Origin of the sequence: Streptomyces sp. HUAS 31, assembly GCF_028198125.1 — a bacterium.
GTDB lineage: Bacteria > Actinomycetota > Actinomycetes > Streptomycetales > Streptomycetaceae > Streptomyces > Streptomyces chartreusis.
In genome coordinates, this window is sequence record NZ_CP116353.1 from 6,084,749 (window position 1) to 6,105,227 (window position 20,479).

The window sequence follows — 20,479 nt, forward strand, 5'->3', positions numbered from 1 at the left end:
GCCCAGGGACCCTCTGGTGTTCGGGGAATTCCCGCTTACTTTTCTCCAGAGACTTCTCACAGCACTTTGGAGCCCAGAGGGGAACACCATGAGCAACTGGATCAACACCACCGTCACCTACCTGCGCTCGCGCACCGCGCGCGACGACAAGGGGCAGACGGCGGTGGAGTATCTGGGCATCATCGCGGTGGTGGTGGCGATTGTGTTGGCGATTACGGGGACGGACATCGGCGAGACGATCTACGAGGCCATCGTCGACAAGATCGACGAACTCACCTGATCAGGCGCCGCACGCACGGCGACGCAGGGCAGGCTTTCCCCATCTACATCATGGTGGTGGCGGGCCTGCTCTTTCTCGCGTTCGCGTACCTTGCGGTCGGTCAGGCGGCGGCGAACAGGAACGGTGCCCAGACAGCCGCCGACGCGGCCGCGTTGGCGGCGGCACAGGAGACCCGGAACCAAATGGCGGGGGACTGGTTGGAGGTCGTGGACGACCCCACGAAGTGGCAGGACATCCTCGACGGCGACGACGCGGTGTTCGACGCGTGCTGGCGGGCGTACGAGCTGGCGGACCAGAACGACGCCACTGTCGAGGGCTGTGTGGAATCGGAGCTGTTCGGCTACACGGTGTCCGTGGAGACCAACAAGTCCGTGGGCGAATCCATCGTCCCCGGCACGGAGGACTTCAAGTCGACGGCCTCGGCCACCGCCGTGATCGAGCCTCTCTGCGGGTTCGACCTCCCCGACGAGGACACCGACGGAGGCGACGGCAACGACACACTGCCGTTGCCGCAACTCACCTGTGACGACGGGAACTGGGAACCGGATCCTGATGACCCGGCCACCCTGCCGAAGCCCGAGGATCTCTTCGACGTCCATCTGGCCGACTGACCGCGAACGACGAATGACGAAGGAAGCAGAGGCATGAGCATTCGGTTCACCACGAAGGCCCGCAGGGGGATGGTCGCGATGACCGTCGCGGCCGGACTGGCCCTCGGCGTGGCCGGCTGCGGCAGTGGGGACGACGGCGGCAAGAAGCCGCAGAAGTCGGCGTCGGCCTCCAAGGACGACGGCTCCAACCCGAGGGTCCAGGAGGGATCGGATGATCCCCTTGCCGAGCTCAAGGGCGAGGACGGTCTGATCCTCACGATCACCTCTGCTCAGCGTGACTCAGGGGGCTTCGTCACTGTGAGCGGCGAGATCAAGAACGACGGCGCCGAGGCCGTTCGGGTCCCGATCCAGACACGGGGCGACGAGACCGAGATCACCCGGCACGGTGATTCGCTGGGCGGGGCCACGCTCGTCGACTCAAGCAACAAGAAGCGGTACTACGTGCTGCGCGACACCGACGGCCGTCCCCTGGCGACCACGGACATGCCGAGGATCAAGCCGGGTGCCTCCGTCCCGGTGTTCATGCAGTTCCCTTCGCCGCCCGAGAAGACGGCCGAAGTCACTTTCCAACTGCCGACGTTCGCCAGCGCCCCGATCACGATCTCCGGGTGAGGCTCCCCATGACCCGCACCCCCCGCCTCACCCTGACCCTCACCGCGGCCACGATCATGGTCGCCGCCAACGTTCTCGTGGCCACCACGGCCGACGCGGCCGACGATCCCAGCGTGCCGCCCGGGACCGAGGCGAGCGCCACCGCGCCCGTCGAGGTGGACGCCAACGACCCCGACCTCAAGCTGCCGGAAGGCGCGACGCTGGCCGAAGCCAAGGTTCTCGACATCAAGCAGGTGGTCGAGGACCAGGCCGGTGAGGAGCGCCGCGAGGACACCAACGCGGATGTGAAGTTCGCGCTCCAGGCCGAGGTCCTGTTCCCCAAGGACAGCGCGAAGCTGACCGGCGAGGCGAAGGCCCGTATCGCCTCCATCGCGGAGGAGATCGGGAAGCAGAACGCCACGAGGATCCGCGTCTTCGGCTTCACGGACAACCTGGGCTCCTCGGCCCATGGCGACGTCCTCTCCCGGAAGCGCGCCAACGCCGTACAGGGAGTCCTGGAGTCCGAACTGGAGGACTCCTCGGTGACGTACGAAGTGCGTGGGTACGGCGAGCAGTACCCGATCTCCTCGAACGAGACGGAGTCGGGCCGCAAGAAGAACCGACGTGTGGAGGTGTCCTTCCCGCGCTCGGACGGGTGACCGGCGATCCGGCGCCTCACTCCTCCGTCACGCTCACCCGGACACCCGCCCCCAGCCCCCACCCCGCCATCGCCCCGGCCTCCGCCTCCAGCACATGTCGTGAGCGCAGCCGGGGCAGGCCCAGCCGCCCCGGCGCCATGGTGCGTACGGCGATGACGCGCAGCCCGCGGTCGAGGTACGCCACGTCGATGGGCATGCGCATCCGGAACGTGTGCACCGAGCCGGCCGGCGTGAGCAGCATCGCGCCGTCGATGCCGTCCCGCCCGAGCAGCCCCTTCGTCCGGGCCCGGTACGACGCGGCGATCTCCAGCGGTACCCGCACCTCACCGTGCTCCCCGTGGACGACCAGCACCCCCCGCCCGTCTCGCAGGCGTCGCCCCATCCTCAGCCACCTCCAGGATTTTCTGTTGTCCGCCGAGTGCTACCCGGGTAGGAAGGCACCATGACCGGACTCGGCGCAGTATTCCGTCCCCAGCTGGCCCCCGAACGACTCCGATCCGTCGCCCGGCTCGCCGACGAGGCGGGACTCGAGGAGCTCTGGCTCTGGGAGGACTGCTTCCGGGAAGGAGGGATCTCCACCGCGGCCGCCGCCCTCGCCTGGACAGAGCGGATCAGGGTCGGCGTCGGACTGCTGCCGGTGCCGCTGCGCAACGTCGCGATCACCGCCATGGAGGCGGCCAGTCTCTACCGGATGTTCCCGGGGCGGCCGATCCTCGCCGTGGGGCACGGCGTGCAGGACTGGATGGGGCAGGTCGGCGCGCGGGTCGAATCGCCGGTGACGCTGCTGCGCGAGCATCTCGAAGTGCTGCGGGCCCTGTTGCGCGGCGAGCGGGTGACCGTCGAGGGCCGGTACGTCAGGCTCGACGACGTCGCCCTCGACTGGCCGCCCGCCGAAGCGGTGCCGATCATCGCCGGAGTCACCGGGCCCCGCTCGCTGCGACTGGCCGGTGAGGCGGCCGACGGGACGCTGCTCACCGCGTCGACACCGCCGGACGGCGTGCGCAAGGCGCGGCAGCTCGTCGACGAGGGCCGTGCGGCGGCCGGACGCGACGGCGCCGAGCCGCACGAGATCGTCGTGTATCTGCTCGCCGCCACCGGGCCCGACGCGTCCGCCCGGCTGAAGGCCGAACTCACCGCCGAAGGCGACGCGTCCGTGCCCGACCTCGGGGTCGCCGGGGACTCGGGAGCCGTGGCGAAGGCCGTGCAGCGGCTCGCGGACGCCGGCGCGGACACCGTCGTGCTCCAGCCGACGGGCGACGAGCCCGACCCGGAGGGATTCGTGCGGTTCGTCGCGGAGGAAGTACGGCCACTGGTGCCGTAGCCGCGTGCCCGCCGGGGCGCGGGCTGCTTCGGGGGCGTTGTCAGTGGTGCCTGCCAGACTCCGGAGGATGAGCGACGACACCGCCGACGTACGCATCCGAGCCGTGCTGGATTCCGACCTGGAGGCGTTCCTCGCCTACGAGCACGACCCGGAGGCCCTGCGGCGGTCGAGGTTCACGCCCCGGCCGCGGGACGCTTTCATGAAGCACTGGCGCACGAGCGTGCTCGGTGACGAGACGTGCCTCGTGCGGACCGTCCTGGCCGGGGACGAGGTGGCCGGCAGCGTCGTCTCCTGGTGGGACGGCGACCGCCGCTTCCTCGGCTACTGGCTGGGGCGGCCGTACTGGGGAAGGGGCGTCGGCACCAAGGCGCTGGCCCTCTTCCTCGACACCGAGCGGACCCGCCCCCTGTACGCCGACCCCTTCCACGCCAACACGGCCTCCGTACGCCTCCTCGAACACCACGGCTTCCAGCGGGCCGGCGTCGTCCACCACGGCGACGACGAGCACGTGCTGCTCGTGCTGGGCGCTCAGCCCCGCGGCTGATCCCCCGTCACCCCGTCGATCAGTTCCCGCAGGATGTCCATGTGGCCCGCGTGCCGTGCCGTCTCCTCGATCATGTGGACCAGCACCCAGCGCAGCGACACCTCACCGTCGCGCCAGTCCGGCCGCCCCAGATCAGTCAGCGCCCGCTCGGCGATCACACGGTCGGCCGCGGCCCGCGCACGGCCGTAGAACTCGACGATCTGCCGGGTCGTCTCCCCCTGGTCGGCACGCATGTCCTGGTCGGTGTACGGGTCGAACCACAGCGGCTCCACCTCGCCACCGAAGCTCGACACGAACCAGCCGTACTCCACCGACCCGAGGTGCTTGACCAGGCCCAGCAGATTCGTGCCGGTCGGCGTCATCGGCCGGCGCAGCCCCTCGTCGTCCAGGCCCCGAAGCTTCCACAGCACCGCGTCCCGGTGCCGGTCCAGGCTCGCCCGGAGCGTTTCCTTCTCACCCGCTGTGTACATCGCGTCCGTCATGGCGCCGAAAACTAGCAGCGGCCACCGACAACGCCCTGAGATCATCAGCCGCATGGGACAGGACAGCAGGGCCTTCGAGGAGCTTCTCGCCGAGGGCGCCGCCGTGCCCACCGAGGGCTGGGACTTCTCCTGGTTCGAGGGACGGGCCACCGAGGCGCGGCCCAGCTGGGGATACGCCGACTCACTGGCCGACCGGCTGGCCGGCGCGACCGCCGCGCTGGACCTGCAGACCGGGGGAGGGGAGGTCCTGGACTTCGCCCTCGGCCGGGCCCCGAAGGCCCCCGTGCTCACCGTCGCCACCGAGGGCTGGCCCCCGAACGTCGCGAAGGCCACGGCCCTGCTCGCCGCGCGCGGCGTCGCGGTCGTCGCCTCGCCCGAGGAAGCGCCGCTGCCGTTCGCCGACGCGGCGTTCGACCTCGTCACGAGCCGCCACCCGGTTCGGGCCCACTGGCCGGAGATCGCCCGGGTGCTGCGCCCCGGCGGCACCTACTTCGCCCAGCACGTCGGGCCGCACAGCGTCTTCGAACTCGTCGAGTACTTCCTCGGTCCCCAGCCCGAGGAGGTCCGCGGCGGCCGTGACCCCGAGCGGGAACGGGCCGACGCCGAGGCGGCCGGCCTGGAGATCGTCGACCTGCGCGCCGAGGAACTCCGCATCGAGTTCCACGACATCGCCGCGGTCGTGCACTTCCTGCGCAAGGTCGTCTGGATGGTCCCCGGCTTCACCGTCGAGGCCCACCGGCCACGGCTTGAGGACCTGCACGAGCGGATCGAGTCCGACGGCCCCTTCGTCGCCCACAGCACCCGCCACCTCTTCGAGGCCCGCAAGCCGGAGGCGTGAGCCCGGCGCGAGCAGGACGCCTGAGCGCCCCGCAGGGCCGGACATCGCAGCGTCCCGCAGGCCGGACATCGCAGCGCGCCCGGGCCGGACGGGCTGAGCCGCCCGCGGCCTCCGGGCGCCTTCCGCTACGCGTGCGCGCCGACGGTCACCTTCCCGATCACCAGCTCCGCCTTCGCCTCCAGCACCTCCCCCACCCGCTCCACCTGCTCGCCCAGCTCCCGCTCCTGCCGGGCCGTCAGCCCCCGCCCGACCGTCTCCACCGTGACGGTCGTACGACGCCCCTGCCGCCGCTGGTGCCAGACCCCGGCCACCACGCCGTCGACCAGCAGCACCGGAAAGTTCCCCGCCTGCCCGCCCGCCAGCGCCCGCTCGTACGCCTCCCCGGGGAACAGCGTCCGACGCGGCTGCGCTGCGATGGCGTACGCGTCGAAGTACGGCAGCAGCCGCACCCCGCGCACCCGCCCGCCCGGGAACTCCGTGTCGCCCGCCGCCACCCAGGCCGCCGCCCCCTCGAAGGCGATCTCCTCGATCTCCCCGGCCCCTGCCAGTTCGGTGAACAGGGAGTTCGCCCAACCGGGAGGTGCCGCCAGCCACTTGGCGAAGTGCTGGGGCGTGGCCGGGCCGTACGCGCGCAGATAGCGTCCGACGAGCTCGCGCAGGGCGGTCCCGCCCGGGGCCGGCGCGGCGGACGGCGGGCGGGTGTACGTCACCTTCCGGCCCCGGTTCGGGCCGAAGCACAGCGCGCCCGACTGCCCTGCCCGGTGCACGACCTGCCGCCAGCGCGGCCACAGGTCCTGGAAGGCGGGCATCACCAGGTCGCCGGCCCACGCGCCGGTGCGCGCCACGACCTCCTCGCCCAGCTCCTCCACGGTCAGGCACACCCCGTCGAGGGCGTCCGCGATCGCCGCCACGATCTGCTCCGCCTGCTCCTCCGTGACCCGGATGCCCGGCGGGAACGGGCTCGGGCCCGTCGGGATCGCCGTCAACGCCCCGCACCATCGGGGCAGTTCGGCGGCCGGGAGCAGATGCACGGTCCCGCGCGGCCCGAACGTCTTCACCAGCGATCGGTCCTCCCACAGCGCGGCCCGTACGTCCGCCCGCGTCACTCCGGCGGCCCGCACCCCCACCGACACCTCGGCCGCCGACAGCACCTGGGCGTGCGCGCCCAGCATCGCCCCGACGACCTCGGCGACCGGAGTGCCCGGTGCGGCGGGACGGGTCAGGAACTGCCGCTCCAGCCGTCGCGCACTCACCTCGTCCCAGGTGACCGCCCTGCCCGCGCCGCCCGTCCCACTGCCCGACTTCGCTGTCATGGACCGACCGTAGGCGGGATATAGGTCAGATTCTGTCCGCCGACCCGGGCCCGTGTGTCCACAAGGTGCAAATCGTGCATCCGTGAGCGAACGCCTCTGACTCCCTGCGCATCCAAGGAAGGCTCACCTTTTCCACATTGTTATGGCGGCCGACTCGATTTACTCCCAACCCTCACGTAAGTTCAGACCAAGGTAATTCGCGTACGCAAAGCTGCGCGGCGGCACCGCGCAGAGGAGGGGGCTGCGCGGTGCCATGCCCCGAGGTGCCCCTCCTGATGGACGCGCGTCGCATCGAAACCGCTTCCCCGCCACCGCCCGCCGAGGGCCGTCAATAGGGCGTTCGCGGTCGGGGTCACCCGCGCGGGGGAAGGCCGGACAAGTCGCCAGTTCCAGCCCCAAGGAGCGGCAAACCCTCCGGATCCATCCGCATCCCGCGCGTTTCCCCTGGAAATCAGGCCCGATCTCGCCACGAATCCGCCACGAAAGAGCCCTCTGACGGCCACCGGCCCGTCGCCGAGCGACTTCGGAGAGTAGTTGTGGCACGCCGATGCACGCAGCATCACTTACGAAGGGTTATGGTGGAAACCCCCCCTCGGGCCGGTCCGTCTCCCCCCCACGGACCGGCCCGTTTTATTTCCCGCGCCGACTCCGTGGGAGCAGCGGGACTGCCACACCCTCAGGGGCGCGGGGAACGCGCGACCGGCCCCCACCGAATCCGCACTCGCCAACGCGCCCCCGCACACCCCCACCCGCGGCGCCCCCACCCACCGCACCCCACAACCACGGCCCAGGCCCCGCAGGGGTAGGCTTCGCCCCCGGGGACCGCCATACGGACAGGAACCGCACTCGACTGCGCCGCGCGCAGCGCCACGCGCCTGTCCGATCCGTACGGAGGGGCTGACGAACACGTGAACCTGCGCGACAAGCTGCGCGGCCTGCTGGTCAGGCTGTACGCACGCCGGGTGGAAGGTCACCTGGACCACGCTCAGGTGCCGAAGCACATCGGCGTCATCATGGACGGCAACCGGCGCTGGGCGAAGGCCGCGGGCTCCACCACCATGCACGGTCACCGGGCGGGTGCCGAGAAGATCGAGGAGTTCCTCGGCTGGTGCACCGAGACCGACGTCGAGGTCGTCACCCTGTGGCTGCTGTCGACCGACAACTTCGACCGCCCGCAGGAGGAGCTCGGCCCGCTCCTCGGGATCATCGAGGACGTCGTGCGCTCCCTCGCCGCCGACGGCCGCTGGCGGGTGCACCACGTCGGCACCCCCGATCTGCTGCCCTCCCCGATGCAGATGACGCTGAAGGAGGCCGAGGAGTCCACCGCGCACGTCGACGGAATACTGGTCAACGTCGCCATCGGCTACGGCGGACGCCAGGAGATCGCCGACGCCGTGCGCTCGATGATCGTCGACGCCCACGACAAGGGCACCTCGATGGAGGACCTCGCCGACTCCGTCAGCGTCGAGCTGATCGGGCGCCACCTCTACACCGGCGCCCAGCCCGACCCCGACCTCGTGATCCGCACCAGCGGTGAGCAGCGGCTGTCCGGATTCATGCTGTGGCAGACGGCCCATTCGGAGTACTACTTCTGCGAGGTCTTCTGGCCGGCCTTCCGCAAGGTGGACTTCCTGCGTGCCCTGCGCGACTACGCGGCACGGCACCGGCGCTACGGCGGCTGAGCCCCTTCCGGCGCGGTCGCGGCCGTATACCGGCGCGACAAAACCAACCTTCTCCGGGACAGAAGTAACAAGGAGTTCACCAGCGCGCCGTCATATGCGCTGGCATGGCACCGCTTGTTCGAGGGCATAAGCCAAGCAGGTCGACACCCGAACCACGGGTGTCGTATCTCAGCGGGCGGCGCCGGAGCCGTCCGCCCGGGAGGCCCTTTGCACCAGCCCCACCGTGCGGTCACGGCACGGAAGAAGACGCGGGGGGCCGGTTTTCGGCCCGTGCACAGCGGCCGACGACCGGTCCAGCCCCACTCCGTCGCTCCCCGACCTCATCCGAGGGGGTACGTCCTTCCGTGGTGACCAGCACAAAGCGCCACAAGCCAGACCGGCGCACCTACGTTCTCGACACCAGCGTCCTGCTGGCCGACCCGAACGCCCTGAACCGCTTCGACGAGCACGAGGTCGTGCTCCCCATCGTCGTGGTGACGGAACTGGAGGCCAAGCGGCACCATCCCGAACTCGGCTACTTCGCCAGGCAGGCGCTGCGTCTGCTCGACGAGTTCCGGGTGAAGAACGGCCGACTCGACGCCCCCATTCCGATCGGGGACCTCGGCGGGACCGTCCGTGTCGAGCTCAACCACTCGGACCCCAGCGTGCTGCCCAGCGGCTACCGCCTGGGGGACAACGACTCCCGCATCCTCGCGGTCGCCCGCAATCTGCAGGCCGAGGGCTACGACGTCACCGTCGTGTCGAAGGACCTGCCGCTCAGGATCAAGGCATCGTCGGTCGGTCTCCTCGCCGAGGAGTACCGCGCCGAGCTCGCCATCACGGACTCCTCCGGCTGGACCGGAATGTCCGAACTGACCCTGTCGGGCGAACAGGTGGACATCCTCTTCGAGGAAGGGCATGTCCACGTCCCCGAGGTCGCCGACCTGCCCGTGCACACCGGACTGACGATCCACTCCGAGCGCGGCAAGGCGCTGGGCCGGGTCACGCCCGAGGGCAACGTCCGGGTGGTGCGCGGCGATCGGGAGGCGTTCGGCATCAAGGGCCGCAGCGCCGAGCAGCGGATCGCGCTCGACCTGCTGCTCGACCCGGACGTCGGGATCGTGTCGATGGGCGGCCGGGCCGGCACCGGCAAGTCGGCACTGGCACTGTGCGCGGGTCTGGAGGCGGTGCTTGAGCGCCGTCAGCACCAGAAGGTGATGGTCTTCCGGCCGCTGTACGCGGTGGGCGGGCAGGAACTCGGCTATCTGCCCGGCAGCGAGGCCGAGAAGATGAGCCCCTGGGCGCAGGCCGTCTTCGACACGCTGTCCGCGGTCACCAGCCGCGAGGTCATCGAAGAGGTCACCGCGCGCGGCATGCTGGAGGTACTGCCCCTCACCCATATCCGCGGACGCTCGCTGCACGACGCGTTCGTCATCGTGGACGAGGCGCAGTCCCTGGAGAGGAATGTTCTGCTGACCGTTCTGTCCCGAATTGGTGCTAACTCGCGGGTGGTTCTGACCCATGACGTGGCCCAGCGGGACAATCTGCGGGTCGGTCGCTACGACGGTGTCGTCGCCGTCGTGGAGAAGCTGAAGGGACATCCCCTCTTTGCCCATGTCACGCTGACAAGGTCCGAGAGGTCCCAGATCGCCGCCCTTGTGACCGAAATGCTGGAGGACGGCCAGATCTGACGGGTCTGTTAGGCCCTGCGGAGGGCTGCCCAACTTCATAGCGGTTACGCAGCAGTTGGCGTCGTCCGGAAAGGCAGAGAGCCTATCCGGGCGGCGCCTCGGCGTGTGCGGCTTTCCGAAAAACCCTAGGGACAAACAAGGTGTGAGCTTTCACACGCAACACAGAATTGCCTTGCGACGTCCGGGTGCGGCAGAGTCTCACTCCTGTCAGGCCCCGCATACGACACCCCTGTACCCCCAGCGGTACGGAACCACAGCAGCAACACCATCAACTGCATAGCGACGTCGTATGCCGCCCGAGTCACCACGCGGCGCTCCCCTCGCGGGAGTTGCCCACCGGGTCCGCGCCTCCCGTGACCGCGCAGTTGGGAGGCCAGAGCCAGGGGCACGATTGCGTCCGCCAGGGTCACCGAAGCGGGCGATGCTGGAAGGAAACCGTGTGAGTCCGATTTCGGTCAGGGGATTCGCAGTGGCCTCTGCCACCGCGGTCACCGCTGTCGGAAGCGTCGTCGGCGTTGCCTCGGGCAGCACCGCGCAGAACAACGACGCCGAGGCGACGGCTGCCGATTCGACGCTCCTCGCGGACATACCCGCGGGCCAGCAGGCCCAGGTGCAGACCGAGTCCCTGTCGGCGCAGGCGGATGTCCAGGCCATCGCCGCGGACGTGAGCGCAAAGAAGGACGCCGAGGAGGCCGCCCGCAAGGCTGCCGCCCAGAGCGCCATCGAGAAGAAGGAAGCCGCCGAGAAGGCCGAGAAGGCGGCGCAGGAAGCCAAGGAGCGCGAAGAGGCCGAGGCCAAGGCCTCCCGGTCCTCCGCGGCCGACTTCCCGGTCCAGAGCTCGTACAGCATCTCGCAGATCCAGTCGATGGCGCGTTCGATGGTGCCGAGCGACCAGTTCCAGTGCTTCAGCAACATCGTGGACCACGAGTCCGACTGGAACTACCAGGCCGTGAACCCCTCCTCCGGTGCCTACGGCCTCTTCCAGGCCCTGCCCGGATCCAAGATGTCGTCGGTCGGCGCAGACTGGCAGACGAACCCCGCCACGCAGATCAAGTGGGGCCTGAACTACATGAACGACCGCTACGGCAGCCCCTGCGGCGCCTGGGACTTCTGGCAGGCCAACAGCTGGTACTAGAGACTCCGCCGGGAACCGGCGGCGCTTCTCAACCCTGCATTGCCCCTCACCGTCTTTGGGTGAGGGGCTTTCGCGTTTCCCCGTGCGGTGCCATGTACGGTCGGATTCGACGACTCCAGGGGGGAGTGGTGGGGAAAGACGGGGGAAGAGGACGGATCATGTCGCGAATGCCAGGGTGGCTCGGCCGGGTCGGTGCCGGTCTGACCGAGATGAGTGAGCGGTTGGACGAGCGCCGGGCCGCGGTGGAACGGGAGAGCGACCGACCAGAGCCGGTGGGGCGGACCGCCGTCGCGACCGAGCCGCCCCCTGCCGCCGACCCGCCATCCGTGGACCACGTGCCACGGCCCCCCGACTACGCGCCCACGGCTCCGGCACCGCGCCCCGACCCCGCACAGGTCGTGCCGTGGGGCGTACGGGTCGCCGCGGAGGCCGGCTGGCGGCTGCTGGTGCTCGCCGGCACCGTCTGGGTGCTGATGCGGGTCATCAGTGCCGTCCAACTCGTCGTGCTGGCCTTCGTCATCGCCCTGCTGCTCACCGCGCTGATGCAGCCCTCGGTGGCCTGGCTGACCCGGCGGGGCGTGCCGCGCGGGCCGGCTACCGCGCTGACCGCGATCCTCGGCTTCGTCGTCATCGGGCTGATGGGCTGGTTCGTGACCTGGCAGGTCATGGAGAACATCGACAACCTCTCCGACCAGGTCCAGGACGGCATCGACGAACTGCGCAACTGGCTGCTCAACAGCCCCTTCCACGTCACCGACAAACAGATCAACGAGATCGCCGAGAACCTCCGGGAGGCGATCGGCGCCAACACCGACGAGATCACCTCGGCCGGCCTCGAAGGCGTCACCGTCATCGTCGAGGCGCTGACCGGCATCCTGCTGGCGGCCTTCTCGACGCTGTTCCTGCTCTACGACGGCAAGCGGATCTGGCAGTGGACCCTCAAGCTGGTCCCGGCCGCCGCCCGTCCGGGAGTCGCCGGCGCCGGGCCGCGGGCCTGGGCGACGCTGACGGCGTACGTGCGCGGCACGGTGGTGGTCGCCCTGATCGACGCCGTGTTCATCGGCATCGGCATCTACTTCCTGGACGTCCCCATGGCCGTCCCGCTCGCCGTCTTCATCTTCCTGTTCTCCTTCATCCCGCTCGTCGGCGCGGTGGCCTCAGGCGCCCTGGCGGTCGTGGTGGCCCTGGTGACGCAGGGCGTCTTCACCGCGGTCATGACGCTCGTCGTCGTCCTCGCCGTGCAGCAGATCGAGGGCCACATCCTCCAGCCGTTCATCCTCGGGCGCGCGGTCCGCGTGCATCCGCTGGCGGTGGTGCTGTCGGTGGCGGCCGGCGGCATGGTGGCCGGGATCGGCGGCGCGGTGGTGGCCGTGCCGCTGGTGGCGGTGTCGAACACGATCGTCGGATATCTGCGGGCGTACTCGCAGGAGGCGGCGCTGCGCCAGGCACCCGAACCCAGGGGCGCGACCGCGGTGGAGGTGGCTCCCGTGCAACCACCGCCCGCCGCCAAGGAGCCGGAGCCTTCGGAGCGATGACAAAGGGCCCGTTCACCTTCGAGGTGAACGGGCCCTTCGTCGTGCGGGGAAGCGCTACTCCGCCAGAACGGCCTCGGCGTCGAGCGTCACGGCGATCGCCTGGATCACCGACGCGATCTTGAACGCCTCCTGGACCGTCTCCCGGTCCACGCCGGCCTTGCGCAGCACCTGCTCGTGCGAGTCGAGGCACAGACCGCAGCCGTTGATGGCGGACACCGCGAACGACCACAGCTCGAAGTCGACCTTGTCGACGCCGGGGTTGCCGATGACGTTCATCCGCAGACCGGCACGCAGGTTGCCGTACTCGTGGTCGGACAGCAGGTGCCGGGTCCGGTAGAAGACGTTGTTCATCGCCATCACGGCGGCCGCGGACTTCGCCGCGGTGTACGCCTCGGGCGAGAGATTCGCCTCGGCCTCCGGCGCCAGCTCGCGCAGCACGATCGGGGAGCGCGCGGCGATCGCCGTGGCGAGCACCGTGCCCCACAGCTGCTGCGCCGGGAGGTCCGAGTTGCCGATGACCGAGCCCAGGTTGAGCTTCAGGTCCTTGGCGTAGTCCGGTATGCGGGACTTCAGGGAGTCGAGCGACATGTGGTCACTCTCCCGCGAGCAGCTTGACCGGGTCCAGGGTGTCCTCGCCCTTGCTCCAGTTGCACGGGCAGAGCTCGTCCGTCTGGAGGGCGTCCAGGACCCGCAGGACCTCCTTGGGGTTACGGCCGACGGAGCCGGCGGTCACCATGGAGAACTGGATCTCGTTGTTCTGGTCGACGATGAAGACCGCGCGCTTGGCGAAGCCGTCCTCGCCCTCGATGCCGAGGTCGCGCATCAGCTCGTGCTTGGAGTCGGCCATCATCGGGAACGGCAGGTCGCGCAGGTCGTCGTGGTCCTTGCGCCAGGCGTGGTGGACGAACTCCGAGTCACCGGAGAAGCCGAGGACCTGGGCGTCACGGTCGGCGAACTCCTCGTTCAGCTTGCCGAAGGCCGCGATCTCGGTCGGGCAGACGAAGGTGAAGTCCTTCGGCCAGGCGAAGACGATCTTCCACTTGCCCTCGTAGGTCTTGTGGTCGATCGTCTCGAACTCCTTGCCCTTCTCCAGCGAGACGCAGGCGGTCAGTTCGAACGCGGGGAACTTGTCACCGACAGTGAGCACAACTCTCCTTGCAGCGAGAAGACACCGATTCGGTACAGGTGTCTCCCTTGGGTTGGACCTTACCGATCCTGGCACAGGCTGCATTGATACGGGAAATAGCTACACTCGGTCAGGTTGATCGGAGCGTGCTATCAGTGACCGTGAGTAAGAGGAGACAGCCGAGTCTCGCCCAGCTACGGGCCTTCGCGGCCGTCGCCGAGCACCTTCATTTCCGGGACGCGGCCGCCTCGATCGGCATGAGCCAGCCCGCCCTGTCCGGTGCCGTCTCCGCCCTGGAGGAGTCACTCGGAGTGACACTGCTGGAGCGCACCACCCGCAAGGTGCTGCTGTCGCCCGCCGGTGAGCGCCTCGCCGTACGGGCGAAGGCCGTGCTGGCGGAGGTCGGGGCGCTGCTGGAGGAGGCCGAGGCGGTACGGGCCCCGTTCACCGGCGTGCTGCGGCTCGGTGTCATCCCCACCGTCGCGCCGTACCTCCTGCCCACCGTGCTGCGGCTCGTGCACGACCGCTATCCGCAGCTCGACCTCCAGGTGCACGAGGAACAGACCGCGAGCCTGGTCGACGGGCTCACCACGGGCCGCCTCGACCTGTTGCTGCTCGCCGTCCCCCTCGGGATGCCCTCGATCGCCGAACTCCCGCTCTTCGACGAGGACTTCGTGCTCGTCACCCCGCTGGGCCACTGGCTCGGCGGCCGCGAGGGCATCCCGCGCGAGGAGCTCAGGGCGCTCAACCTGCTGCTCCTGGACGAGGGACACTGCCTGCGCGACCAGGCGCTCGACATCTGCCGGGAGGCGGGTCGCGAAATGAAAGGGGTGGGGCGAAGCCCTTCGGTTGAGGGTGGTGGCGGGAGACGGGAGGGCGCTCCCGTGACCACGACGGCCGCCGGTCTGTCGACGCTCGTGCAGCTCGTCGCGGGCGGCCTCGGCTGCACACTGCTGCCGCGGACCGCCCTCAAGGTGGAGACGACCCGCAGCAGCCAACTGCTCACCGGCTACTTCGCCGAGCCCGCCCCCACCCGCCGGATCGCCCTCGCGATGCGGGCCGGAGCGGCGCGCGGAGCGGAGTACGAGGAGCTGGCGGCGGCCCTGCGAGAGGCGCTTCGGCCGTTGCCGGTATCGGTGTGCCAATCGGTCAAATGAGCGCCGAACACAGTTCTTTGAGTTATCCGGAAACTCAACTTCCGTCAACTAGCGACAGGTCGGATATCCCCCTCCGGAATATGCGCGCGGACTGATACACATTCCCCCCTCAGCGCTATGCGTCAGGCGTGTGTGCGAAACGACGAGGGGTGTGATGTCGGGCTACGAACACCTGGCACGGGCCCTGGCCGTCTGCGCGCGTGACGGCTTCACCGGAGAGCTCAGGGTCAGCGGAACGCCGGGCGGCACCTTCCACCTCGGCGACGGCCGGGTGGTCGCCGCCGAGTCCCCCGGCGCACCGGGCCCCGAGGCGCTGCTGCTGCGCTCCGGCCGGGTCAGCGGCGAGCAGTGGGCCGAACTGATGAGGGAGTCCGGGGGCTCGCGCTGGCCGGCGACCGCCCTCGTCGCACGCGGGTACGCGGGCGCCGCGCAGCTGCGGGTCGTGTGCGCGATGGCACTGCACGACGCCGTGTTCGCCATCGCCGCCGGCCGCGTCGACGACTGCGAACGCGTCCCCGCCTTCGAGCCGTTCGCGCAGGTCCCCGTGGGGGAACCGCCGCTCGGCCTGCTCCAGGGGGCGGCCCGCAGACTTACCGCGCTCACCGAGCTGCCGCACCCCGTCCACCCCGACCGTGAGCGGCCCGTGCCCGCACCGGCGCCCGCCGACAGGGACACCCCGCTCACCGTCCTGCGGCGCGAGCTGCTCGCCCACGCCGACGGCCGCCGTACCGCCCGGGACCTCGCCTTCCGGATCGGGCGGGGCGTGTACGCCGTGACGGTCGAGGTCGCGCGGATGCTCGGCGACGGACTGCTGGTCTGCGCCGAGGCGCCCGCGCCGATCCCCGTCCGCCCCTTTCCGGACGGCCACGCGCTGCGCCCGCGGGAACCCGCGCCCGTCGAGCCGCCGCCGCACCCGCCCTCGACCCCGACAGCTCTGCCCCGCCGAAAACCCGGCAGCTTCTTCCGCCTGCGGAACGGAATTACGAGATGAGTCCGAAATGAAGCAGCCGATCAGATGTGAAAAGAAATAGGAGAGTCGCGTACATGGATCACAAGGCCCTGGCACTGGAAATGCGTGGCCTGCGCGAACAGGTCACCGGGATCACCGACACCGCGGTCGCCGCCGCCGACGGCCTCCTCATCGCCGCGGACACCGCCGACACCATCGACCCGGAGGGCCTCGCCGCCCTCGCCGCGGCCGGTCTCGGTCTCGCCAGGCGCACCGCCGACGCCACCGCCCGCGGCACCCTGCGCCGCACGGTCACGTACGGCAGCCATGGCTGTGCCGCCTTCTTCGCCGTCGGTGACACCGCCCTGATGGTCGTGCTCGGCGACGAGGGCATGGACGTGGACCACCTGAACCGGGCGACGCAGTCCGCCCTGCGACGCATCGATCTGATCCTCACCGACAAGGCACCAGAGGGAGTTTGAAGGGATGGCGACGAAGCGCATGACCTCAAGTTTCTCCGACCAGGTGATGAGCCTGGTCAAGCACCTTCGCACCGACGCCCCGGACTGCGTGGCCTCCGGGGTGGTCGACATGTCCACCGGGATGCTGCTGTCGTACGAGACCGTCGAGAACCATCCGCCCGAGGTCCTGGACCTGCTGGCGGGCGCGACGCTCGACCTGTTCCAGGGGCGCACGGTCGTGATGATCGAGGACGTCTTCAAGGAGCGCCGCGGCATCAGCAGCGACAACCACTTCTTCCAGGAGATCCTGGTCAACAGTGAGAACCTCACGCACCTGTTCGTGCGGCTGACCGAGCAGCAGGACGTGGTGGCCGTCGTCGTCTGCCGCAAGTCGGTCAACGTGGGCATGCTGTTCGCCCAGGTCCGGCGGGTCGTACGGGAGTACAGCCTCTGAACGCGACGGCGGTGGGGTTCCCCGAAGGGAGCCCCACCGCCGTCAGCCGTGCGCCGTCCGTCCTACTCGGTGCGCAGCCCGTCCGGCCGCATCAGGCGCAGCAGCGGCGGCAGGCTGAGGACCGTCACCGCCAGGACGATGCCGGCGCCGACGCCCGTCATCGACAGCACGCTCGTCCAGTCCACGACGACCGGAGTGTTCGTCATCTTCAGCAGGACCGTGCCCAGGGTCATCCCCACCACCGAGGCCAGCAGCAGTCCGAGGGCGATCGGGATCGCCGTCTGCCACAGCACCGACAGGCTCAGCGTGCGGCGCCGGGTGCCGAAGGCGACCAGCGACGACAGCAGTTTCTTGCGGTCGCGCAACTGCTCCAGCTGGGAGACCAGCAGGCTCGCGCCGATCAGCGCCATGACACAGACGGCGCCGACGAACAGGCCGGTGCGGATGGTGCCGTAGCGTTCGGAGGTCTGCGTGGAGTACCAGTTCATCGGGTACGACAGCGGGTCGGCGGCCGTAGCGGTGTTCCGCACCAGGTCGTGCACGTCCGGCACGGAGCTGTCGAGCTGCAGGTACAGCTGCCCCCGCAGCGCCGGCTCGGCCGACGCGGGCAGCGCCTTCGGTGTGACGAGGAAGCCGCCGCGCTCCCGGCCCGTCAGGTCCTCGCGGGAGCGGGCCTCCTTCATGCCCTGCGGGATCTTCCAGGCGATCTCCTGCCGCTTCGGACTGCCCTCGTACGACGGGTCGAGGTACACCGTGCGGCCCGCCTCCTTCGCCAGCTTCGGGGTGTCCTCGTCCCACTCGGCGTTCGACACGTAGAAGATGTCGCCGTCGCGGCACGAGGGCAGCTCGGCCGCCTCGCGCAGGGACGCGCAGTCGCCGACGGTCATCTCGACGCCCGTCTCGGGGTCCTTGCGCCGCTCGCCCAGGTAGCCCTCGGCGTACGCGTAGACCCCCTCGACCCCCTTGGTGTCCCGGAACTTCTCCACCGCCGGGTCGAGCTGGGCATTACGGGACAGCGACACCTGCATCTGCGCACGCTCGACGTCCTTGCCGGAGGACTTCGTGTAGTCGCTCTCCACCCCGGCGAACAGCATCTGGAGCGCGATGGCACCGGCCACCGCCACCGCGACGCCGTTCACCATGCGGGCCGCCGTGCCGCTGCTCAACTGGAGCCTGCGGACCGCGAGCTGCCAGGCCACGCCGCCCGAGCCGAGCCGGGCGACGACCGCCTCGACGATCCACGGCAGCAGCGTGGTCACGCCGATGAGCAGCAGGAGCACACCGCCGATGACGAGGTACTCGTTGAAGGTGCCGTTCTCACGGCCCTGGCCGATCATCGGCCACAGCATCGCGAGGCCGCCGATCGGCAGCAGCAGCCGCCACCACAGTCGGCGTCGCGCGGGCTTCGCCGTACGCACCACGCCGAGCGGCTCGATCACCACGCCGCGCATCGCGAACAGCGTCACCAGCACGGCCGCCGCCGGGACGGCGAGGCCGACCAGCAGGGCCAGCGCGGGGGAGGGGTCGAGGTAGCTCGGGAACACACTGACCTCGAACACCTCGACCGAGCCCGCGATCTGGCGCCCGATCATGAAGAAGGCGGTGCCGAAGCCCAGGCCCAGCACGGCGCCCGCCAGTGCCTCGCCGGCTGCGACGCGGCGCACCATGCGCCCGTCGGAGCCGACCAGCCGCAGCGCCGCGAGCCGCCGGTCGCGCCGCTCGCCGCCGAAGCGCACGGCCGCGGCGATGAAGACGGCGACCGGCATCAGCAGCACCACGAAGATCACGATGACCAGCAGGAGCAGTACGGGGTCGGTCTCCGTCTCGGTGGGGCTGGTGTCCCCGAACCGGTCGATACGGGCGACCCGGGCTCCGTCGATGTGCTGCGCGAGGCCCTCGCCGCCCCGGAAGAAGGCGAGTTCGTGCGAGCCGATCAGCCCGCTCTCGCCGATGGTGCCGACGATCCGCTCCGGCAGCCGCTGGCGCAGCAGCTTGGCGTCGTCCGACTCCAGAAGCCGCTTCAGGGCGGGGGAGACCACCATCTCGCCCGTCGCGGGGAACTTCTCCAGCCCCGGCGGCAGCGGTGCCTTCGCGCCCTCGCGCTCCAGCGCCCGGCCGCGGATGTCCTTCTCGCGCCAGTCCGTGTCGACGTCCGCGATGAGCAGGCTGCGGTCGGAGCGCTCGAGGTCCAGGTGGCTGTAGTCGATGTCGGCGCGGGCGCTCTCGCGTTCGTGCCGGACCGACTGCATGTTGGGGACCGCGGTGGTGAGCAGCAGCAGCGCCACCCCGAGCCCCACGCCGACGGCCGTCAGCAGGGCACGGACCCACCCCTCACGTCCGCCCACGAAGGCGAACCGGACCCCCATTCCGAGGTCCCTGGCCCACTGACCTACGTTCATACGACCCGCTCCATGTCCCGGGACTTGCCGTCGCGTACGACGATCTCGCGGTCGGAGTACGCGGCGACCCGGGCCTCGTGCGTGACGAGGACGACGGCGGCGTTGGTGGATCGGGCGGCGTCCGTCAGCAGCTCCATCACGCGCTCGCCGTTGAGGGAGTCCAGCGCGCCGGTCGGCTCGTCGGCGAACAGCACGCGCGGGCTGGTGACCAGCGCACGGGCGACGGCGACGCGCTGCCCCTGACCGCCGGAGACCTCGCCGGGCCGCTTCTTGCGCAGGTCGTCGACCTCCAGTCGCTCCATCCAGGTGAGGGCGGTGCGCTCGGCCTCCTTGCGGGAGGTGCCGTTGAGCCGCAGCGGCAGGGCGACGTTCTCCACGCAGGTCAGCTCCGGCACGAGCTGCCCGAACTGGAAGACGAACCCGAACTCCGAGCGCCTGAGGGCACTGCGCTGGGCGTCGCCCATGGTGGCCAGCTCACGCCCGTTGTAGGTGATGGACCCCGAGTCCGGCGGCACGATGCCGGCGAGGCAGTGCAGCAGCGTGGACTTGCCGGAGCCGGAGGGCCCCATGACGGCGACGACCTCGCCGGGGTGGATGGAGAACTCGGCGCCGTCGAGGGCGAGGGTCGGGCCGTAGGCCTTGCGCAGGTCCTCGGCCGCGAGCAGGGAACCGGGAGGCGGAGTCACTTGGTCACCACCTCGGCGAGCTTGTCGAGACGCGCGGCGGTCAGCTCCAGCCAGCGCAGGTCGGCCTCGAGGTGGAACAGGGCGTGGTCGCAGATCAGCTGGTCGGCCAGGTCCCCCTTCCGCTTGCGGTCGGTGAGGATGCGCATCATGCGCAGGTGCTCGGCCCGCTGGGTGTCGAGGATGTCGGCGGCGTCGCGCCGGGTGAGCAGAGCCAGGACGACCTTGGTGTACAGGGTCGACTGGAGGTACGGCTCCGGCTTCTCGGGTGTCGCGAGCCACCGCTGGACGTCGGTGATACCGGCGTCGGTGATCGCGTACCGCTTCCGCTCGGGCCCGCCGCCGGGCTCGATGCCGTCGACCTCGACGAGACCGTTCTTCAGCAGCCGGGACATCGTCGAATAGACCTGGCCGTAGTGCAGCGGCCGGTCGTGACCGAACTTCTCGTCGAAGGCCCGCTTCAGGTCGTAGCCGTGACGGGGGCCCGATTCCAGGAGCCCTAGGAGGGTGTGACCGATGGACATGTCCAGGACTCTACACGGGGTGTATACGCCCTATGTATACGCGGAGTGTGTAGATCATGGCAGCG

General features: G+C 70.1%; 23 protein-coding genes. 15 read left to right on the forward strand and 8 right to left on the reverse strand.

What is annotated here, in order from left to right:
• The first annotated feature begins 88 nt into the window (after nucleotides 1-88).
• From PGH47_RS27275 to PGH47_RS27290, 4 genes are read left to right on the forward strand one after another with little or no spacing between them, the layout of a single operon-like run.
• Nucleotides 89-280 (forward strand): Flp family type IVb pilin, encoded by a 192-nt coding sequence (locus tag PGH47_RS27275; RefSeq protein WP_271668171.1) that lies wholly within the window; start codon nucleotides 89-91, stop codon nucleotides 278-280.
• 50 nt (nucleotides 281-330) lie between these two features.
• On the forward strand, nucleotides 331-891 hold the full coding sequence (locus tag PGH47_RS27280; RefSeq protein ID WP_333938107.1) for a pilus assembly protein TadG-related protein: 561 nt from the start codon (nucleotides 331-333) through the stop codon (nucleotides 889-891).
• 33 nt (nucleotides 892-924) lie between these two features.
• Nucleotides 925-1,503 (forward strand): hypothetical protein, encoded by a 579-nt coding sequence (locus tag PGH47_RS27285; RefSeq protein WP_271665599.1) that lies wholly within the window; start codon nucleotides 925-927, stop codon nucleotides 1,501-1,503.
• A gap of 8 nt (nucleotides 1,504-1,511) precedes the next feature.
• Entirely contained in the window at nucleotides 1,512-2,141 is a 630-nt protein-coding gene (locus PGH47_RS27290; protein WP_271665600.1) for an OmpA family protein, read from the forward strand.
• Between the two features lie 16 nt (nucleotides 2,142-2,157).
• On the opposite strand, the gene PGH47_RS27295 is transcribed toward PGH47_RS27290, so the two are convergent.
• Nucleotides 2,158-2,523, reverse strand: coding sequence for a DUF192 domain-containing protein (locus PGH47_RS27295; protein WP_271665601.1), 366 nt, complete (start codon nucleotides 2,521-2,523; stop codon nucleotides 2,158-2,160).
• A 60-nt stretch (nucleotides 2,524-2,583) separates the two neighbouring features.
• On the opposite strand from PGH47_RS27295, the gene PGH47_RS27300 reads away from it, so the two are divergent.
• Together PGH47_RS27300 and PGH47_RS27305 are read left to right on the forward strand one after the other, a co-directional pair.
• Nucleotides 2,584-3,462 (forward strand): LLM class flavin-dependent oxidoreductase, encoded by an 879-nt coding sequence (locus PGH47_RS27300; RefSeq protein ID WP_271665602.1) that lies wholly within the window; start codon nucleotides 2,584-2,586, stop codon nucleotides 3,460-3,462.
• A gap of 67 nt (nucleotides 3,463-3,529) precedes the next feature.
• Nucleotides 3,530-4,006 (forward strand): GNAT family N-acetyltransferase, encoded by a 477-nt coding sequence (locus PGH47_RS27305; protein ID WP_271665603.1) that lies wholly within the window; start codon nucleotides 3,530-3,532, stop codon nucleotides 4,004-4,006.
• Here PGH47_RS27305 and PGH47_RS27310 read toward each other — a convergent pair.
• Complete coding sequence (locus tag PGH47_RS27310) at nucleotides 3,991-4,488, reverse strand: DinB family protein (RefSeq protein ID WP_271665604.1); 498 nt, start codon at nucleotides 4,486-4,488, stop codon at nucleotides 3,991-3,993. The two genes, PGH47_RS27305 and PGH47_RS27310, sit on opposite strands and share 16 nt — an antisense overlap.
• 52 nt (nucleotides 4,489-4,540) lie before the next feature.
• Here PGH47_RS27310 and PGH47_RS27315 point away from each other — a divergent pair, with 52 nt between their 5' ends.
• Nucleotides 4,541-5,326: a class I SAM-dependent methyltransferase gene (locus PGH47_RS27315; RefSeq protein WP_271665605.1), complete on the forward strand. Its 786-nt coding sequence runs from the start codon at nucleotides 4,541-4,543 to the stop codon at nucleotides 5,324-5,326.
• Nucleotides 5,327-5,451: 125 nt separating this feature from the next.
• Here the strand turns inward: PGH47_RS27315 and PGH47_RS27320 are convergent, their stop codons facing one another.
• A complete protein-coding gene (locus tag PGH47_RS27320) occupies nucleotides 5,452-6,639 on the reverse strand; it encodes a winged helix DNA-binding domain-containing protein (protein ID WP_271665606.1) in 1,188 nt (395 codons plus the stop codon).
• A gap of 908 nt (nucleotides 6,640-7,547) precedes the next feature.
• On the opposite strand from PGH47_RS27320, the gene PGH47_RS27325 reads away from it, so the two are divergent.
• The 4 genes from PGH47_RS27325 to PGH47_RS27340 all read left to right on the forward strand — a co-directional run bounded on the left by PGH47_RS27325 (nucleotide 7,548) and on the right by PGH47_RS27340 (nucleotide 12,661).
• Nucleotides 7,548-8,321: an isoprenyl transferase gene (locus PGH47_RS27325; RefSeq protein WP_271665607.1), complete on the forward strand. Its 774-nt coding sequence runs from the start codon at nucleotides 7,548-7,550 to the stop codon at nucleotides 8,319-8,321.
• Nucleotides 8,322-8,665: 344 nt separating this feature from the next.
• The gene (locus PGH47_RS27330; protein ID WP_271665608.1) at nucleotides 8,666-9,991 is read left to right on the forward strand and encodes a PhoH family protein; all 1,326 of its coding nucleotides are present in this window, start codon (nucleotides 8,666-8,668) and stop codon (nucleotides 9,989-9,991) included.
• A gap of 421 nt (nucleotides 9,992-10,412) precedes the next feature.
• Entirely contained in the window at nucleotides 10,413-11,126 is a 714-nt protein-coding gene (locus tag PGH47_RS27335; RefSeq protein ID WP_093747157.1) for a transglycosylase SLT domain-containing protein, read from the forward strand.
• A gap of 158 nt (nucleotides 11,127-11,284) precedes the next feature.
• Complete coding sequence (locus PGH47_RS27340) at nucleotides 11,285-12,661, forward strand: AI-2E family transporter (RefSeq protein ID WP_271665609.1); 1,377 nt, start codon at nucleotides 11,285-11,287, stop codon at nucleotides 12,659-12,661.
• 54 nt (nucleotides 12,662-12,715) lie between these two features.
• Here PGH47_RS27340 and PGH47_RS27345 read toward each other — a convergent pair whose 3' ends face one another.
• Together PGH47_RS27345 and PGH47_RS27350 are read right to left on the reverse strand one after the other, a co-directional pair.
• The gene (locus PGH47_RS27345) at nucleotides 12,716-13,249 is read right to left on the reverse strand and encodes an alkyl hydroperoxide reductase (protein ID WP_107905220.1); all 534 of its coding nucleotides are present in this window, start codon (nucleotides 13,247-13,249) and stop codon (nucleotides 12,716-12,718) included.
• A gap of 4 nt (nucleotides 13,250-13,253) precedes the next feature.
• Entirely contained in the window at nucleotides 13,254-13,808 is a 555-nt protein-coding gene (locus PGH47_RS27350) for a peroxiredoxin (protein ID WP_126901580.1), read from the reverse strand.
• Between the two features lie 134 nt (nucleotides 13,809-13,942).
• Between PGH47_RS27350 and PGH47_RS27355 the strand changes: the two genes are divergently transcribed.
• The 4 genes from PGH47_RS27355 (at nucleotide 13,943) to PGH47_RS27370 (ending at nucleotide 16,808) form a co-directional block, all read left to right on the forward strand.
• On the forward strand, nucleotides 13,943-14,944 hold the full coding sequence (locus PGH47_RS27355; RefSeq protein ID WP_271665610.1) for a LysR substrate-binding domain-containing protein: 1,002 nt from the start codon (nucleotides 13,943-13,945) through the stop codon (nucleotides 14,942-14,944).
• A 154-nt stretch (nucleotides 14,945-15,098) separates the two neighbouring features.
• Nucleotides 15,099-15,935, forward strand: a complete 837-nt coding sequence (locus PGH47_RS27360; protein WP_271665611.1) for a MarR family transcriptional regulator — start codon at nucleotides 15,099-15,101, stop codon at nucleotides 15,933-15,935.
• Nucleotides 15,936-15,988: 53 nt separating this feature from the next.
• Complete coding sequence (locus tag PGH47_RS27365) at nucleotides 15,989-16,375, forward strand: roadblock/LC7 domain-containing protein (RefSeq protein ID WP_030959166.1); 387 nt, start codon at nucleotides 15,989-15,991, stop codon at nucleotides 16,373-16,375.
• A 4-nt stretch (nucleotides 16,376-16,379) separates the two neighbouring features.
• Nucleotides 16,380-16,808, forward strand: a complete 429-nt coding sequence (locus tag PGH47_RS27370; protein ID WP_107903512.1) for a hypothetical protein — start codon at nucleotides 16,380-16,382, stop codon at nucleotides 16,806-16,808.
• A gap of 62 nt (nucleotides 16,809-16,870) precedes the next feature.
• On the opposite strand, the gene PGH47_RS27375 is transcribed toward PGH47_RS27370, so the two are convergent.
• Genes PGH47_RS27375 through PGH47_RS27385 form a run of 3 tightly spaced genes read right to left on the reverse strand, consistent with a single transcriptional unit; the run spans nucleotide 16,871 to nucleotide 20,414 of the window.
• On the reverse strand, nucleotides 16,871-19,207 hold the full coding sequence (locus PGH47_RS27375) for an ABC transporter permease (RefSeq protein WP_271665612.1): 2,337 nt from the start codon (nucleotides 19,205-19,207) through the stop codon (nucleotides 16,871-16,873).
• A complete protein-coding gene (locus PGH47_RS27380) occupies nucleotides 19,204-19,893 on the reverse strand; it encodes an ABC transporter ATP-binding protein (protein WP_271665613.1) in 690 nt (229 codons plus the stop codon). Before PGH47_RS27380 ends, PGH47_RS27375 begins: the two co-directional genes overlap by 4 nt.
• A complete protein-coding gene (locus PGH47_RS27385; protein ID WP_030952544.1) occupies nucleotides 19,890-20,414 on the reverse strand; it encodes a PadR family transcriptional regulator in 525 nt (174 codons plus the stop codon). Before PGH47_RS27385 ends, PGH47_RS27380 begins: the two co-directional genes overlap by 4 nt.
• Nucleotides 20,415-20,479: the final 65 nt, after the last annotated feature.